This is a genomic window from Jeotgalicoccus sp. S0W5 (assembly GCF_011634875.1).
GTDB lineage: Bacteria > Bacillota > Bacilli > Staphylococcales > Salinicoccaceae > Jeotgalicoccus > Jeotgalicoccus marinus.
Genome location: NZ_SIRQ01000002.1, coordinates 103,481 through 120,258 on the forward strand (window position 1 = coordinate 103,481; position 16,778 = coordinate 120,258).

14 protein-coding genes are annotated in these 16,778 nt (G+C 36.0%); 4 read left to right on the plus strand and 10 right to left on the minus strand.

Annotation, left to right across the window (positions count from 1 at the left end):
* Nucleotides 1–59: 59 nt before the first annotated feature.
* On the minus strand, nucleotides 60–3,287 hold the full coding sequence (locus EYB29_RS01330) for an efflux RND transporter permease subunit (RefSeq protein ID WP_166626337.1): 3,228 nt from the start codon (nucleotides 3,285–3,287) through the stop codon (nucleotides 60–62).
* Nucleotides 3,288–3,430: 143 nt separating this feature from the next.
* Here EYB29_RS01330 and EYB29_RS01335 point away from each other — a divergent pair, with 143 nt between their 5' ends.
* A complete protein-coding gene (locus EYB29_RS01335; RefSeq protein WP_166626338.1) occupies nucleotides 3,431–4,006 on the plus strand; it encodes a TetR/AcrR family transcriptional regulator in 576 nt (191 codons plus the stop codon).
* 36 nt (nucleotides 4,007–4,042) lie between these two features.
* Here EYB29_RS01335 and EYB29_RS01340 read toward each other — a convergent pair whose 3' ends face one another.
* From EYB29_RS01340 to EYB29_RS01355, 4 genes are read right to left on the minus strand one after another with little or no spacing between them, the layout of a single operon-like run.
* Nucleotides 4,043–4,696 (minus strand): ABC transporter ATP-binding protein, encoded by a 654-nt coding sequence (locus tag EYB29_RS01340; RefSeq protein WP_026865943.1) that lies wholly within the window; start codon nucleotides 4,694–4,696, stop codon nucleotides 4,043–4,045.
* Nucleotides 4,683–5,789 (minus strand): ABC transporter permease, encoded by a 1,107-nt coding sequence (locus EYB29_RS01345; protein WP_166626339.1) that lies wholly within the window; start codon nucleotides 5,787–5,789, stop codon nucleotides 4,683–4,685. Before EYB29_RS01345 ends, EYB29_RS01340 begins: the two co-directional genes overlap by 14 nt.
* Nucleotides 5,786–7,006 carry an ABC transporter permease gene (locus EYB29_RS01350; protein ID WP_166626340.1) on the minus strand — a complete coding sequence of 407 codons (1,221 nt, stop codon included), beginning with the start codon at nucleotides 7,004–7,006 and terminating at the stop codon, nucleotides 5,786–5,788. The genes EYB29_RS01345 and EYB29_RS01350 overlap by 4 nt, the downstream gene beginning before the upstream one ends.
* Before the next feature lie 28 nt (nucleotides 7,007–7,034).
* On the minus strand, nucleotides 7,035–8,567 hold the full coding sequence (locus tag EYB29_RS01355) for a DUF6583 family protein (protein ID WP_166626341.1): 1,533 nt from the start codon (nucleotides 8,565–8,567) through the stop codon (nucleotides 7,035–7,037).
* Between the two features lie 178 nt (nucleotides 8,568–8,745).
* On the opposite strand from EYB29_RS01355, the gene EYB29_RS01360 reads away from it, so the two are divergent.
* Nucleotides 8,746–11,001: an ATP-binding cassette domain-containing protein gene (locus EYB29_RS01360; RefSeq protein WP_166626342.1), complete on the plus strand. Its 2,256-nt coding sequence runs from the start codon at nucleotides 8,746–8,748 to the stop codon at nucleotides 10,999–11,001.
* A 34-nt stretch (nucleotides 11,002–11,035) separates the two neighbouring features.
* On the opposite strand, the gene EYB29_RS01365 is transcribed toward EYB29_RS01360, so the two are convergent.
* On the minus strand, nucleotides 11,036–12,700 hold the full coding sequence (locus tag EYB29_RS01365; protein WP_166626343.1) for an ABC transporter substrate-binding protein: 1,665 nt from the start codon (nucleotides 12,698–12,700) through the stop codon (nucleotides 11,036–11,038).
* A gap of 155 nt (nucleotides 12,701–12,855) precedes the next feature.
* On the opposite strand from EYB29_RS01365, the gene EYB29_RS01370 reads away from it, so the two are divergent.
* Together EYB29_RS01370 and EYB29_RS01375 are read left to right on the plus strand one after the other, a co-directional pair.
* The gene (locus tag EYB29_RS01370; protein WP_026865949.1) at nucleotides 12,856–13,092 is read left to right on the plus strand and encodes a DUF896 domain-containing protein; all 237 of its coding nucleotides are present in this window, start codon (nucleotides 12,856–12,858) and stop codon (nucleotides 13,090–13,092) included.
* Nucleotides 13,093–13,159: 67 nt separating this feature from the next.
* Nucleotides 13,160–13,588 carry a MarR family winged helix-turn-helix transcriptional regulator gene (locus EYB29_RS01375; RefSeq protein ID WP_026865950.1) on the plus strand — a complete coding sequence of 143 codons (429 nt, stop codon included), beginning with the start codon at nucleotides 13,160–13,162 and terminating at the stop codon, nucleotides 13,586–13,588.
* A gap of 22 nt (nucleotides 13,589–13,610) precedes the next feature.
* Here EYB29_RS01375 and mqo read toward each other — a convergent pair whose 3' ends face one another.
* From mqo to EYB29_RS01395, 4 genes are all read right to left on the minus strand, one after another.
* Nucleotides 13,611–15,086 (minus strand): malate dehydrogenase (quinone), encoded by a 1,476-nt coding sequence (gene mqo, locus EYB29_RS01380; RefSeq protein WP_166626344.1) that lies wholly within the window; start codon nucleotides 15,084–15,086, stop codon nucleotides 13,611–13,613.
* 69 nt (nucleotides 15,087–15,155) lie between these two features.
* A complete protein-coding gene (locus tag EYB29_RS01385) occupies nucleotides 15,156–15,578 on the minus strand; it encodes a universal stress protein (protein WP_026865952.1) in 423 nt (140 codons plus the stop codon).
* 21 nt (nucleotides 15,579–15,599) lie between these two features.
* Nucleotides 15,600–16,022 (minus strand): universal stress protein, encoded by a 423-nt coding sequence (locus tag EYB29_RS01390; protein WP_166626345.1) that lies wholly within the window; start codon nucleotides 16,020–16,022, stop codon nucleotides 15,600–15,602.
* A 108-nt stretch (nucleotides 16,023–16,130) separates the two neighbouring features.
* Nucleotides 16,131–16,721: a TetR/AcrR family transcriptional regulator gene (locus EYB29_RS01395; protein WP_166626346.1), complete on the minus strand. Its 591-nt coding sequence runs from the start codon at nucleotides 16,719–16,721 to the stop codon at nucleotides 16,131–16,133.
* Between the last annotated feature and the right edge of the window lie 57 nt (nucleotides 16,722–16,778).

Sequence of the window (16,778 nt, forward strand, 5' to 3'; positions counted from 1 at the left end):
ATTTTTTAGACTTATTCATAAAAATTAGGCTATCCCCTTGGATAGCCTATTTATGAAACTTATTTATTATTGTTGTCTTCACGCATCTTATCGATTAATTTTTGCATTTCATCGATATAGTCTTCTTTTTCTTCTTCAGTCTCTTCGATGTTCATATCGCCTTGTTCTTCTTGACGTTTCATCTCATCGACTTCTTTTTGAGTAATCACTTCACCATCTGGTGTCATATATTTCTTATTCATATTACGCGTTTCTTTGTCGATATAACTATAGAAAATAGGAATGACAAATAGTGTGAAGAAGGTACTACTTACAAGACCTCCGATTACAACTATACCCATCGGTGCAATCATTTCTCCGCCTTCGCCAATACCTATAGCAAGTGGTAACATACCTAGTGCTGTCGTTAGGGCTGTGATTAGTATTGGACGGAAACGATGTTGCACACTGAGTTCAAGTGCATCAATTGTTGGAATTCCTTTTTCTTTCTGCTGATTAGTATAATCCACCAGCAATATGGAGTTATTGACCACAATACCCAGCAACATGATAATACCGACAAAGGATACAATACTGAGTGGACTATTCGTTACAATCAGTCCGAGCGCAATACCAATGATAGTCAATGGCATTGCAATAATAACAATGAATGGATGTCTGAATGACTCAAACTGAGCTGCCATAACTAAGTAGATAAAGACAATCCCTAGGACAATTGCAAGAAGGATTTGTGGAATGGCATCTCCAAGCATTTCTAAATCTCCACCCACTGAATAGTGTGTATCATCACTAAAGTCTGCATCATCTACTATATTTTGGACATAGGTACCCGCTTCATTTAATGACATAGAAGAATCGTAGTTTACTGTGAGTTCGCTAGTTTCTTCCTGACTATCTCTATTAATTAACGGTAGAGTTTCAGTTTCAACTAACTCTGCAACCTCACTAACCTGAACATATTCACCTTCAGCATTAGCAATTTCTAGATTTCTAAAGTTATTTACACTTTCTAAATAACTATCTGGGTACTTCACATTTATCGTTAAGAAATCATTTTCACCTTCTACTGTAGAAGATTCTATACCATTGGAAGCTTCATAAAGTGCTTGACCAATTTGAGCTGGCTGTAAACCATTCTCTCTAGCCGCTTCACGGTTAACATTGATCTGCATCTCGGAAACTAGATCTTCACGACTAGATGTCACACTGTCAATCTGATCATCTTCTTCTAAAGCACTAATTATTGCTGTTTCTGATTTCTTCAATCTTTCTGAATCATCATCAGATACATTCAACATCAAGGTATTCGGTTCTGATGACATACCTGATTGAGACATAGGAATCACATTGATATCAGCTGATTCATCTAGGGATTCCACATCGCTTTCAATATCTTCTATGAATTCATTTGTCGTCACATTACGCTCATTTTGACTAACAAGCGTTGCCGTAACACTAGCCTTGTTTGTCTCTTCAGTCATCGACATCATTGGTTGAGAAGAGCCAACGTTACTAAGGTACATATCAATTTCAGAATAATCTTCTAAGTAATTCTCAATTTCTTGCACTGTTTCTAGAGTGTCTTCATAAATAGTACCTTGTTCTTTTTCAATTTCAATCGTAATGGCACCTTCATCACTTTCAGGCATCAAAGTCATACCTTGGTTAAAGATAGCTAGTAAACCTAGTGCCATTAGTATAGTCGTGATGAAAAGAACTAAGAGACGATGTTTTAAGGTCCAACGCGTCGCACGCGTCAACCACTTCATATATGGTCTTTCCTGTCTGACTTTTTCCATGTTCTGTTTAGGTGCGCTTAAAATACGGCTTGCAATCATGGGAACAACAGTTAAGGCGACAAACAACGATGCAAATAAACTAAACACTACTGTAATCGCAAGTGGTGTAAATAGTTGTCCAACTAAACCACTAACAAACACAACCGGCAAGAACACAGCCGCTGTTGTTAAAGTTGATGCAATAATAGCAGATGCAACTTCTTTTGTACCATCACTTGCAGCTTGTTTGGAGTTTTTGCCCATAGATAGATGCCTATATATATTTTCAATAACAACTACAGCATTATCCACTAGCATACCAATACCGAGTGCCAAACCACCTAGTGTCATTAAGTTTATACTTATATCTGTAAAGAATAATAGCGCAAAAGTTGTTATGACTGAGAATGGTATTGCTAAACCAATAATCAGCGGTGCTTTTAAATTTCTAAGAAAAGCGAAGAGTACAACCATAGCAAGTATTGCACCGGAAATAAGTGACGTATAGACACTATTTATTGCAAGATCAATATACTCACCTTCATCATAAAGTGATTCAACTGTTAGGTTACTAAATTCATCTTCAGAAAGTTTTTCTTCAAGAACTTTATTAAACTCTTTATTAACTTGCGACGCATTCGCATCTGAAGCGAGCATCACGTCTATAGATAAGGCGTCACCTTGATTCAATCTTGTGATGGAGTTTGAGTCCTGTGCTTCAACAGATACATCTGCGATATCATCTAGAGTGAGTGTCCCGCCATCAGGTATGTCCGTAATAACTAATTCGCGTAAGGCTTCAACACTGTCAATATTACTAACCGTACGCGTCGTTATAGATGTACGTTCTTCTTCATCGACAATCGTAGCATTTGGTATCGATATGTTATTTGCTTCGATTAATCCTGCCACATCACTCTGGCTCATGTTGACTTCTTCAAGTGCGTCGATATCTAAGTTCACTTGAATCTCTTGAGTCACTGCACCATTCTCAGTGATTGATGCGACCCCTTCGATATTTTCAAGCTCTGTAATTAAGTCTTCCACTTGATCTTGGTAATCAACAACACTTTCTCCTTCAGAAGTGACTGCCAGTTGAATACTAGGCAACATAGAGATATCAAATTCTAAAAAGGACGGTGATTCTGCTTGTTCAGGTAATTCAACTGCATCAATCGCCCTTCTAATATCACTTTCTACATCTTCAATCTGCATATCATAGTCAAATTCCATAATAACAACTGAAGAGTTTTCCTGTGACTGAGAAGAAATATTACTTAAACCATTTATAGACGACAATTCAGATTCTAACGGTACTGTAACGTCTTCCATCACTTCCTCAGGCCCAGCACCTTGGTAAGTTGTTGCTACCGCGGCAATAGGAGGTTCAATCGGTGGCATTAGCTGCAAAGGGAGTCTTGTTAATGAGACTGCACCTAAGAGCATAAGTATTATCATAACGACGATTGTAAATTTAGGTCGTCTTATAGAAAAATCAGATAGCTTCAATTATTTTTCGCCCCTCATTATTTTTATTGTATTTGTATGTATCCAACAACGTGTTGTACAATTCTATATATTAAACTAAAAAACATGTCTATATCAATCAACAGTATGATCCGCAGTGTCGGAAAAGAAAAGGTGTGTCTATATTGTTACAAAAATCACTTACAAGAGAAAATTTAATTGAAGCATTCTGGGAACTTTATAAAGATAAACCCATCGAAAAAATCACTGTCAAAGAAATAACAAATCGTGCAGGCTATAATCGTGGAACATTTTACGCATACTTCAAAGATACTTATGAAGTACTTAAAGAGATTAAAGAGTCTATTATGCCGAGTAAGGACATGATTATTTACCCGATTCAAAGAATAGAGAAGAAGGAAGACTTAATCTTTGATACGCTCAGCCATTCCAATGATTATTTCATGGAGAACCAAGAGAAGATAATCGTTTTACTTGGACCTGAAGGTGATCCCTCCTTTGTTCATGAATTAAAAATACGCACACGTGAAATACTAATGGAATACCTAAACGGTTCGGATATTAACGAACCAGAAAAAATTCAATTTATTATTGAGTATCACATGTCAGCCATCATTGGTGTATTCCAACTTTGGGTAGAAAGAGGGTCAACCTTAGACCAAATTGAATTAGAAAAACTCATAGAAGATATTTCACAGGATGGTGTAATAAGCATCCTACAGACCTTGATTAGTAAATAACCTATTTGTAACACTATGCGTTATAAAATAACGCATCTAGATGTATTGATGTAACAGGTTTCTGTAAAAATCATCCTGACCAATTATAACGACCCTATCACATATTTGTTCAATTTCATTCATGTCATGAGAGGTATATATTATAAGCACCTCTTGCTCTTGTGCTAATTTCTTTAAGAAACCTCCAATCTCTATACGAGATTTCAAATCAATACCTGCTGTTGGCTCATCCAATAGTAATAGTTTCGGTTCATTAATTAGGCTAACAGCTAGGTTTAATTTTCTTTTCATTCCACCAGATAACTGATTGACTCTTTTATCATCTTGCTTAAGCTGAACTGCTTCAAGTATAGATTTTAATTCCTCTTTTGACCGCCTTGTCTTGGATAGGTTTTCAAAGAACTTCATATTCTCCATAACCGTTAGGTCTTCCCATAGTGCGAGTTCTTGTGGAACATATGCAATGTACTGCCTGAGTGACCGGTAGTGCTTTTTATAATCTCGGTCATTCAAAAGCACTTGCCCGCTATCTTCTTTTAGCAGTGTCGCAAGTATTTTTAACAAGGTGGACTTGCCTGCTCCATTTTCGCCGACGAGCCCAATGACTTCTCCCTTAGATGCAGAAAGATTAAAGTTCTCGAGCACCTTTTTCTTACCATAGCTTTTAGACAAAGACTTAACTTCTAGCATTGCGATTCCTCCCTAAACAAACAGTTAATACTAAGATGGTTACAAACAGCATCACGAAGTTGTTATTATTCTCAACTAGTGCGATAACAGGGTGAAAGTTCGATATTCCATTTAAGAATGGCATAATGATATGAAGTCCTAATAAGACACCAATCAAACCTAGCCCATTTCTATATAGTGATAATTTACTTCTAGAGTAGAATGCAACAATAAATACAATAATATTCACTATAGCTCTGTAGATGAGTAGGCTAACTATACTAACACTCTGATCAAACATTGCCTTAATAATAAGTAATGTGACTAGATCAATCATGTACATTACTATCAGCATAGCTAAAAATGAGGTAATCATAAATGCCTTAAACGAATAGTTTAGATATAAAAAACGTTGTTTTGTCTCGCTCCTTGTTTCACGTGTAACAAATTCAAAAATGAATACCGTTGTTAAAAGAGATACATATGCCCAGATTAACCAAGGATCGATTGTGCTATCATTTTGTTCCATGGTCTCCTTACCCTTAAAAGTGAAGTTTTGGCTGACTAGGTTAGAGTCCATATCAATTTGATTTTTTGTTTCAAGTATAGTTTCTGATTCTATTGTGGTTTCATTAAACAATTCCATTTCTAGGTCTTGTATTTGCTCAGTGATTCTTTGACTATTTAAGGATTCTTGTATTAACGAGGCAAGTAACTCCTTAACCGTACTGTATGCAAAAGAACGATCTGTATAGTATGTTTCAACCATATTACGCCGCTCACCTGACAAAATTTTATCCTCAAAATCTTCACCAAACACCAAGACACTGTCATATTGATACTGTTCTAAAACTCTTAAAGCATCATCTTTTTCACTGTTTTCAAACTGGTCTATTCTAATATAATTACTCTCTTCTAACCCTTTGATTATCCTATCAGTTTCTTCAACGTCAGCTTCATCAACTACAGCTACTGGCACTCTAAAACCTTCTGATACATTAGAAGTCACGTAGACTGCACCTACCGTTACAAATAACGGTATAAACAACCAAAAAATGAGCTTCAAGCGGTGCCGTTTCAAGAGGATCCATCTCGATTTAATCATATCCATCATGAGACTCTACGCTCCTTTAATAAACCAATGATAAGCATCATCACCAATAGTGTACACAAGCTGAATAACATGATATTAATTTCCATCGTAAATCGTTCGTTTAATACAATTTCCTGAAGCCAATTCAGTGCCTGATATGAATACGTTACGTCAAAGATCCAGTCGAAATATAAAGGGAAGTAAATTCTGGGTATAATCGCTCCTGAAAAAACAATAATGAGTGAAAGCATCATTAATTGTAATATCATCGTTAGTTTATAGCTCTTAGACAACCAATCGACAATAAGGAGCAAGATAACCGTTATTAATAGATGTATGACAATTAGAATGCCAATTCTCATTAAATTTTCTATGACTAATGCATTTCCGATTAAATAAAGAGCCGTCATCAAAATAAGTACAGAAGGTAGAATCATAATTAGCATCAGAGCAGTTATTCTTGAGATTCCTTGTGCCAGATGTCCTACACCTAGTAGTTTCATTCTTTCACTGAGTCCTGGGTTTTTATCTTTCATTAACATCAGGTACAGTAAATACAGCCAAATAGTTAATAAAATAAACATGCCATTTAATAAGAAGTAAGATATACCTAAACTAAAGTTCTGTGATACTTCTTCTTCATCAACTAAGGTGTCTGAAGAAATAACCTGCACAAACTGGCTCACAAATTCTTGAAAGATCAAATCCTCTCTTTGTTCATCTGACATATCAAATGATTTTGCATAGTGATTCACTGTAAGTACATTGGATTGGGAATTTCTAAGATGTCGAATGAGGGTGTCCACTACACTTCTAATCATATAACTTTCAAGTTTACGATCTGGATTCCCAGTCACTTCTAGCTGACTTGTTTGCCCCTCCATCATATTTTCTGCAAAATTTTCTGGAAACACAATAAATGCAGACAGCTCGTTATTATCAATTAAAGCATTCGCCTCATCTATATCTAGTCGCTCCATCTCTATACCGTCTGTAAAATCAGCTGTATCTGCTAAAGTATTGACGAGCATGTCAGTCGTTTCATTTTCATCCATATTCACTAAACCAATATTAATTTCTTGTTCGTCTTCTACTGATAAAACATTACCTAATATCCAGATTAGTAGAGCCGTAAATAGAATTGGAGCAAGTAAAATAAGAGAAAGTGATAGCCACTTCCTCTTAAATCTATGAAGGTCGTTAGCAATGAATACGAGGATATGTCTCATTTTTTTCATTGCTACCGCACCCTTCCTATTATTTATATTATTGAACACCGGCACCTGTACCGAAGTTTTCACTAAGCCATGATTCTAATTTAGGTCCCACTTCTTCAGTAAAGTAGGTTTCAAGCTCTTCTTGGTTCATCTTACCAATATCTGTTTCATTGTCTGATGAAGGAATCTCGACTTCATTAACAGACTGACTTTCATGTGCAATATTAAGAACTGCAGTGTCTCTAGTAATATTTGTACCATCGTCTGCATATAGTTGAATATCACCCGATGCCTGATCATCTTCATAGTTTGTTGATGACTCCATATAGATATTAAATGGCTCACTTTGCTCCGGGCTGAAGTTATTTACTGTTGCCTCAAGATTCCAAATCTCATTATCTTCTTCTTCACTTTTCGTTGAGTTTAGGACTAGAATGTCTTCATCCTCAACATTTACCGTCATTACATCCTCATAACCTGAATCTACTTCGTTTAAATCAAAAATAAAGTTAACTTTCTCTTCAGCAGTGCCCAGTGAAACATTGATTAGATTTCCATCTTCACGCACTTCATGTGTTGAATCCAATTCAAGATCTTCCGTTTGCTCATCTATCGTTACAGATACATCTAAATCACGTTGTACAATATTATCTTCATCATCAGTCCAAATTACTGATGTCATACCATTTGGGAATCCGATATCTTCAACATTTTCAGCAGCATCTTTTAGTTGCTGACTTGGATCTGTTTCAATCTCTTCACCTGCAGGCATACTCATATTTGCTTGAGTCATCTGTGCTTCGATTAATTCTATTAATCTCTCATCTTCAGACATCTTAGTTAAAAGTTCTCTTAAGAATGTGTGCATTTCTTCTTCTGATAAGGTCATCGTCAGCTTATCTGCATTAACTGTTGTTTCACCAACTGTTATCTCTTCACTTTCTTCTTCAAAGGCTTCGTCTGGTAAATTTTCTTGGAGGAAACTTGAATATTCGTCAACAAAATACTCACGTTCCTCTTCTGTTAATGCATTGCTTTGGAAGAAAGTAGAGAAATCAATATTTTCTTCATTAGGGAACGTTTCAGGATCCAATTGATTTAGAAAAGTCCCTGTATCTTCTTCATGTAAAACTAAGTATTCTTCAATAAATGGTAGCGTAAGACCCATTTTTTCTCCACTAACATAACCAGCAACATCTTCAATAGTAAACGCACCAACATTTGCATCTAAACCAAATGTTGCGAGCTCTTCGTTAATATCTTGACTCCCAGTTATGTTAATCTCAGCATTATTAATCATTTCTGAGATACCACTTTCTTCTAAGTTAGGATCATTGGTCTCAGCTGTAAGCGTCATGCTAGACTCTGTTGGATTATCCATAGAATTCTCATACCATTCTAGTTCGTCTTCAAATCTTTCCTCGAACATTTCTGTCATATTCTCAGTGCTATCCAACTCCGACATAAGGTAGGTGTTCTTAGGTGTATTCACAACATTTTGGTAAATAAAGTATCCACCGATTGCCAGAACAATGAGGGCGCCGACAGAGACACCAAGTATAGTAAAACCTTTCTTACCCATATGCTCAACTCCTTAGTATTCTTACCCATATGCTCAACTCCTTAGTATTCTTACCTTCAATTTACAAGTTTCCCCAAATGAAGACATAATACACATTTTCTTTAACATTTCGTCAAATTTATGTCACTTTTTGTATCAAATATACAATTTCGGGTAAACAGTAGATGAGGTGATTGCTTTGTCTTCAATACGTATAATTGGCGCACAACAAAATAATCTAAAAAATGTTAGCGTCGATATTCCTAAACATAAATTAACTGTTTTCACAGGTCGGTCAGGTTCTGGAAAATCATCACTTGTTTTTAGCACACTTGCGGCAGAATCAGAACGTCTGTTGAACGAAACTTACTCAGCATATATTCAAAACCAATTGACTAAATATGAAAAACCAGATGTAGATCGAATTGATAATCTTCCAGTCGCTATGGTAATCAACCAAAAAAGGTTAGGAGGGAATTCAAGGTCAACAGTGGGCACCATTTCAGATATATACTCATCAGTTAGATTACTTTGGTCAAGAGTTGGTCAACCTTTTGTTGGATACTCCAATGTGTATTCCTTTAATAATCCCTCAGGTATGTGCCAACGATGCCAAGGTCTAGGTTATGTAGAGGATATTGATTTAAACGAGCTTCTAGATTACGATAAATCGCTAAATGAAGATGCAATTAAATTTCCTTCTTTCCGTCCAGATAGCTGGAGAGGGAAGCGCTACTTGTATAGTGGTCTATTTGATAACGACAAAAAACTGAGAGACTATACAGAAGATGAAATGAATACATTTTTATATACCAAGCCGAAAAAGCTTAAAAATCCCCCAGATAATTGGCCAAGAACAGCAGAATTTGAAGGGTTGATTCATCGCTTTAGACGTTCTTTCTTACTCAATGATAATTTTGAGAAAAATCGTTTTTTAGAAGATGTTGAAAGAGTTGTGACGAGTCGTGAATGCCCAGATTGTCACGGTAAAAGACTAAATGAGAAAGTATTAAGTTCAAAAATAAATGGACTTGATATCGCAGACTTTACAGCCTTACCGATTGAAGATACTGTTCCTTTTTTAAGAAAACTAAAAAATGAGAAGGAACAAGTCATCATTGAACCTCTAATCAAACAACTTGAAGTATTGAAACATGTAGGACTCAACTATTTAACTTTAGACCGGGAAACGCCGACTTTATCCGGCGGTGAATCACAGCGCATTAAATTGATTCGCCATTTGAATAGTCCATTAACTGATCTCGTTTATATAATCGATGAGCCGAGTGTAGGGCTTCACCCTGAAGATATACAAAAGATTAATGACATCATGTTAGATATTAGAGATAAGGGCAATACTGTTCTCGTTGTAGAACATGATCCTGACGTAATCAAAATCGCAGATCAAATCATCGATATGGGTCCAGGCGCTGGTCAACACGGTGGCGAAATAATATTTACAGGGAAATATCAAGATATTTTAAGTGCAAATACCCCAACTGCTAGAGCATTAACACACGATCATAATTTAAAAGATAATCACAAGATTGGTAAGAAATTTATCAAATTGAAAAACATTAGCAAGAACAATCTAAATAACGTCAGTGTATCGCTACCTAAAAATGCTCTGACTATTTTTACAGGTGTCGCTGGTTCGGGTAAAAGTACCTTACTTAGAGAAGGGTTCAAACATTCAGATGCTATCATTATCGACCAGCAAGCAGTGCATGCATCAAATCGTTCAAACTTATTAACCTACATGGATATATTTGATGAAGTACGTACAATATTCGCCAAGGAAACCGGACTTTCTAAGAGCATGTTTTCTTATAATTCCAAAGGTGCATGTCCAAATTGTAAAGGGAAAGGCATAATCAAAACTGAACTTGCCTTTATGCCAGATTTCTCTCAAGTATGTGAGGTTTGTAACGGTACCCGTTATAAAAAAGAAGTGCTTGAAGCTAAGGTGAAAGGCTATTCTATAGCAGATATTCTGGCATTGACTGTAGAAGAAGCACTCAACATTTTTAAAAATAACGCTAGCGTTATAAATCGTTTGACTCGTTTACAAGCTACCGGACTACAGTATATGACACTCGGACAATCCTTAGATACTTTATCCGGTGGAGAAATTCAAAGAGTAAAACTTTCTAAATATCTTGATGCAGATAATACTGAGGAAACTTATATCTTTGATGAGCCTACAACAGGTTTACATGAAGAAGATATTCCAACACTCTTAAATTGCTTTAATCAACTCATCGATAGAGGAAATACAGTGCTGATCATAGAGCACAACCTCACGATGATGACCCATGCCGACTGGATTGTCGATATGGGGCCAGGTGCCGGTATAGAAGGCGGAAAAATCTTATTTAGCGGCCGACCTAAAGACCTTCTTAATGTCGAAGAATCTGTAACGGCTAAACATTTAAAGCGTTATATAAAGCAATAAAAGAGGGTGAGATTTTAAAATCTCACCCTTTTCCTTATTTAAATGTTGCATTTTCTAAACGAATATATCCTGCTGCATCAAGTTCTACACCTTCCAATTGATCTGTGTTATAAGCGAGCGTCATATTAGGGTGTACCAGCGGTACATAAGGTAATTCTTCCATTAAAATACTATGAAGATTTTCATACTCTGTCACACGCGTTTCATCATCTGTCGCACTTCTTGCTGCTTCTAAACCAGCATCCACTTCATCATTCTTGTAAAATGCACGGTTTCCTCCAAATCCTTCATTACTACCCAAGGTCAATGAGGATAAAAGATAGTCTGCGTCACCTGTCGATGCTGTAAAACTTAGTAAAAACATATCGTGCTGACCATTACCTAATCGTTCTAAAAATGTAGCCATCTCATATTGCTCAACTTCAATATTGATGTTTAATTCTCTAAGCTGCTCTTGAATATACACTGCTGTATCCACGAGGTCCTGACTATCATTAACCCAAATTGTAGCATTAAAACCCTCAGGGTAAGCTGATTCACTTAGAGCCTGTTTGGCTAAGTCCATATCTTGGCTTAATTCAGGTAACGCTTCTGAATTCCCAAATGCACTTTTCGACAATAAACTATTTGGTATTTCTGCCTTACCATCGTATATACCACTTTTAATTGCTTCTCTGTCGATGGCACTGGATATTGCTTGCCTCACTTTTACATCATTAAATGGCTCACTTTCTGTGTTAAACCCTAGGTAATTTGTTCTAAGTGAATCAGATTCAACTAATTCAGTGTTCGCACTATTGTTAATACGATCAAACATGGCCATATCAACAGGTGTTGTGATATTAATGCCACCTGACTCTAACTCAGCCATCATCGAACCAGATTCTGGGATAATAACGAAGGTGAGGTTATCAATTAAACTATCACCGGCAAAGTCATCAAAGCGTTCGAGTTCTATGTTTTGTCCAGGTGCCCTTGCTTTAAATTTCACATAGTTCGTACCATCTGGATTTGCTGAAATATGCTCGCTTGTAAAGGCTGATATCTCATCAGATAGGGCCGTAAAGTCATCTCCACCTTCATCTCTTAGCTCATAATATTCATCCAAGTTTACATCTGAGCCTGCCTGTTCTAAAGCTTGTTCATAATCGGCATCGATACTTTCTTTACTCATAATACTACCAGCAGTATGTGCTAAGTTATCAGGCAGTGGAGCAAATGGATATCTCGTAATAATATTAAGTTCATGATCGTTAACAATTTCAATCTCTTCAATCATTTCAAACAAGAATTGTGTCGGTGCACCGACACTCGGGTCAACAACACGCTCTAAAGATGCTTTAACATCTTCTGCAGTAAACGCTGATCCATTGTGAAATGTCACGTCTTCTACTAATTTAAAATTCCATGTCGTTTCATCCACCTGTGACCATTCACTAGCAAGACCTGCTTTATGACTCATATCAGGATTTCTTGCAACTAAGGTCTGAAAGAGGTGACGCCTTACTTGGATTCCAATGACATCATTCGTACCATGAGGATCAATCGTCGACAAGTCTTGGTCAAATCCTACAACCACATCCCCTGTCTTTTCTGAAGTAGAACTTTCTTCTCCCTCAACATCGACCTCACTATCATTGGTACAAGCTCCAAGTAATATGACAACAAGTATTACCAAAAACCATTTGAAATTTTGCATTATATGTAACCCCCTTTTAGTTGAATATATAAATTATATATTGAATAGTCAGAAAATACTATCTAATTATGTTCAGTATTGACAATATAACATCCTAATGTTAGGATTTATATAGCCTAGTAATAGGATATTAAAAGAAGGAAGGAGAAATACGCATGATTTCTAGTTTGACACGCATTAATGAGCTTGCTCAAAAGAACCGTACAGTAGGTTTAACAGAGGCAGAAATTGAAGAACGTGCTGAATTAAGACAAGAGTATCTTAAAGAAATTCGTGGTCAGGTTTCTTCTAATATCACTTCAATAACGATTCAAAATGAAGACGGTATAGATGTAACACCTGCTAAATTAAATGTTGAAAAAGTTAAAAACCTTTTAAACGGCCACTCATAGAATTTTAAGCCGCCTTCATCTCTTACGAGATGAGGGCTTTATCTATTTAAAAAGAGGAGGATGTCTTATGTCAGTTCAAGAGAGAGATTTACATTTATATAAGTCATTGATGACCGCTTCAAAAATACTAAATGATAAAGCAAGAACTCATATTAAGAATCAAGGACTCACATTTGAAAATTTACTCGTAATAGAATGCCTATTTGAGCATGGGCCACATTACATACAAACCTTAAGTGAAAAATTGATGATACCCAGTGGTAGCATTACGTATATTGTAAATAAATTAGAGAAAAAAGGTTTAGTTCGTAGAGAAATACAGGCTGATAATAAGCGCTTTTGTAAGGCGATTTTGACCGACGAGGGTAAATCAGTATTCAACGAAATTCACCCAGTATATACAAAAGATATAAGTGAAGCATTCGCTCACTTGTCAGGTTCAGAAAAATCCGCTTTAGAAGACTTACTAAATATCATATGCGAAGAAAAAAACTGATGGAGGAATCCTCCATCAGTTCTTAATTTAGTTTGAGTATTTTATCGTTATTATTCCTAATTTCTTTTAACAGGGTTGAATCACTGATTAGAGACTGACCATAAGATGGTATCATTTCTGTTAATTTATCTAACCATTTTTCTTTATAAGCCGGGAAATTTTTGTCGATAATATCTAAGGCAACATGTACCGATACGGAAGCGCCTGGAGATTCTCCAAGTAGGGCAATCACGCTGTGATCTTGTGAGTTTACAACTTCAGTACCAAATTGTATATAACCACGCCCATATTCATTCGTATCTTTAATGACTTGGACCCGTTTACCTGCGATATGCAGATCCCAGTCCTCATCCTTCGCATCAGGTACGAAACGTCTCAATTCTTCCATTCTATTCTCTTTCTTCATGAGTACTTGTTCGATTGAGTACTGTACAAGTGGAATATTCTTCAATCCTGCCGACATCATAGTCAGCAAGTTAAAGCGATTCACTGATTTAAATAAATCCGTGTTAGAGCCATATTTTAAAAGCTTAGGACCGATTGCTGCAAATGGTCCAAATAACAAGCTTTCTTTACCATCAATATAACGTCTATCCAGGTGAGGTACCGTCATTGGCGGCTTACCTTTTGGCTCCTTACCGTACACTTTGGCTCCATGTTGACTCACAATATCAGGATTATTACACACTAAAAATGCACCACTAATTGGGAAACCTCCAATATTGCGGCTTTCAGGGATGCCCGTCTTTTGTAGAAGCGGTATCGCATGCCCACCTGCACCAATGAAGATGTAATCAGCAGAATGAAACTCCGTCGCTCCAGTTTCTAAATTCGTCACTTTGACTTCCCATTTCCCATTATCTAAACGACGAAAACCATCAACTTCATGATTGAAGCTAACCGCTGTATTTGGCTGCGTTTGTAGATTCGTTACAAGCTTCCTTGTTAATTCACCAAAATTCACATCTGTACCATAATCCACTTTACTTGCCGCTATACTTTCAGCCTTGTCACGGCCGTTAATCATCAGTGGAATCCATTGGCCGATTTCCTCATGGCTCTCCGTATAGGTCAATCCCTCAAACATTGGTAGTGATTTTAAAGCTTCATATCTATTTTTTAGAAAATTAACGTTCTCTTTTCCCTGTACAAAGCTGATATGTGGGAGCGGACGAATGAAAGACTCAGGTTCATCCAGCGCCTTATTTTTTACGAGATAAGACCAAAACTGCTTAGAAATTTCAAATTGCTCGTTAATTTCTTTTGCCTTTTCAACGTCAATGCTGCCATCTTTTTGTTCTACTGTATAATTTAATTCGCATAAGGCAGCATGCCCTGTACCTGCATTATTAAGCTCATTAGAACTTTCTAAAGCAGGTGCATTTTGTCGCTCGAACATTTTTAAATTCCACTCACCTTCTAGATTTTTTAAAAACGTTCCTAGGGTCGCACTCATAATGCCTGCTCCGATTAATATTACATCTTTAGAATTTGTCATAGTTAACCAGCTCTCTACTTTTTGAATTAAATAAAATATACCGGTTTCCCGGCATATTTTCACATTCTATTATTTAACAATAATGACCGGAATATTCGCGCGTTTCGCTACCTTATGCGTCACATGACCAAGTACATGTTTAATTTGCATTCTTGATCTCTTGTTGCTCATTACAACGATTTCGTAATCTCCATTCTCAATTTCTTTCTTTAGTTCTTGGAGTACTCTACCTGTTGAAAATTTAATTTCGTAATTTAAATCATACTTATCCAGCTCATCCTTGAAATATTGAATGTCTGCTTCTTTCTCCTTAGCAATTTCATCAAAATGTTTCCCGTGAAACTTTACATTATCAGCCATCTCATTTTCTGCAATTACGTTAAACACTGTAATCTTAGCTTCTTTACTCGAACCAGATAATTTTTGAAGTTGCTCAGGAACATTAACAAAAGAGTTTCCAAAGTCAAAAGGTACTAATATTTTTTTATACATATTTACTATCCTCTCTTTTACTTATTTGACGATCATCACAGGTGTGTTGACTCTTTTTGCAATTTTGTGTGTCACATGGCCAAGAACATGCTTGATATCTCTTTTAGATCGTTTATTACTCATCACTATCATATCGTAGTCATGGGCATTAATTTCCTTTAGCAATTGAGGAATAACACGACCAACTTCAAAACGGATCTCATAGTTTAAATTCAACTTGTCCAATTCATCAGTAAATGGTTTAAGTTGTTCTGTTTTTTCTTCAACAATTTCATTAAAGCGTTTGCCATTAAACTTCACATCACTGGACATTTCATTTTCTGTAATGATATTAAAGATAGTGATTATTGACTTCTCATCGTCACTAGTTAACTTGTCTAATTCCTTTGGCACGTTGTCAAAAGAGTTTCCAAAATCATATGGTAGTAAAATATTTTTATACATACGTACACCTCCCTAAATACTTATCTTTAATATAACAAATAATTCAAGGTATCACTTACCGTATTCCCTGATGTAAATCAGAATATGCATAAAATCTCACAAATCATGTTAAATTCCAATTGCTTTGAATGCACCTTTTACTGTAAATTGTTCAATAAAGTCCGCCATCTTAAATACAGGCACTTCACAACCTTCTGTTAACCATTTTAATAATAGTCCCATATGTGCATGGATAATATAGGTGATTAAGTAGTCCTCATCCACTTCACTATTAAATTCTACACCAAACTCCTGACTTTTGGCTTTATAGAATTCAAACATATGTCGTGAAAAATACTCTGAAAGTGCACTTGTTCCTATCCCTGCAGCAATGACAAGCACCCTTTCTCTATTATCCTTCAAATAAGTAAAAAATCCTTTAATTGTGTCTTGAAGTTGTTGATCACTTAATTCTCTAAGATTGTTACCACTTATATTTTTATAAAGTAGATGGTCTATATCATCAATCATCTTCGCCTGGTAACTTTCAATCACTTCATATTTATCTTTATAATACGTATAAAATGTTCCTCGGTTAATCATTGCAGTTTGACTGATATCTTGTATTGTTATATTTTCAAAACTTTTCTCTTTTAAAAGCTCTACCATAGCTTGATCTATCGCACGTAAGGTCTTTTGAACTCTTAAATCTTTTTTCAATTTTAATCAACCTTTCTAGGTAAAGTGTCGGTTATCTCACACATAAATGAATATCGT

Excerpts from the sequence above, each read along its gene's own strand:
- EYB29_RS01340 (WP_026865943.1), bottom strand. The coding sequence starts at position 4,696 with ATGCTAGAAGTTAAGTCTTTGTCTAAAAGCTATGGTAAGAAAAAGGTG.
- EYB29_RS01345 (WP_166626339.1), bottom strand. The coding sequence starts at position 5,789 with ATGATGGATATGATTAAATCGAGATGGATCCTCTTGAAACGGCACCGC.
- EYB29_RS01350 (WP_166626340.1), bottom strand. The coding sequence starts at position 7,006 with ATGAAAAAAATGAGACATATCCTCGTATTCATTGCTAACGACCTTCAT.
- EYB29_RS01355 (WP_166626341.1), bottom strand. The coding sequence starts at position 8,567 with ATGGGTAAGAAAGGTTTTACTATACTTGGTGTCTCTGTCGGCGCCCTC.
- EYB29_RS01365 (WP_166626343.1), bottom strand. The coding sequence starts at position 12,700 with ATGCAAAATTTCAAATGGTTTTTGGTAATACTTGTTGTCATATTACTT.
- EYB29_RS01370 (WP_026865949.1), top strand. The coding sequence starts at position 12,856 with ATGATTTCTAGTTTGACACGCATTAATGAGCTTGCTCAAAAGAACCGT.
- EYB29_RS01375 (WP_026865950.1), top strand. The coding sequence starts at position 13,160 with ATGTCAGTTCAAGAGAGAGATTTACATTTATATAAGTCATTGATGACC.
- mqo (WP_166626344.1), bottom strand. The coding sequence starts at position 15,086 with ATGACAAATTCTAAAGATGTAATATTAATCGGAGCAGGCATTATGAGT.
- EYB29_RS01385 (WP_026865952.1), bottom strand. The coding sequence starts at position 15,578 with ATGTATAAAAAAATATTAGTACCTTTTGACTTTGGAAACTCTTTTGTT.
- EYB29_RS01390 (WP_166626345.1), bottom strand. The coding sequence starts at position 16,022 with ATGTATAAAAATATTTTACTACCATATGATTTTGGAAACTCTTTTGAC.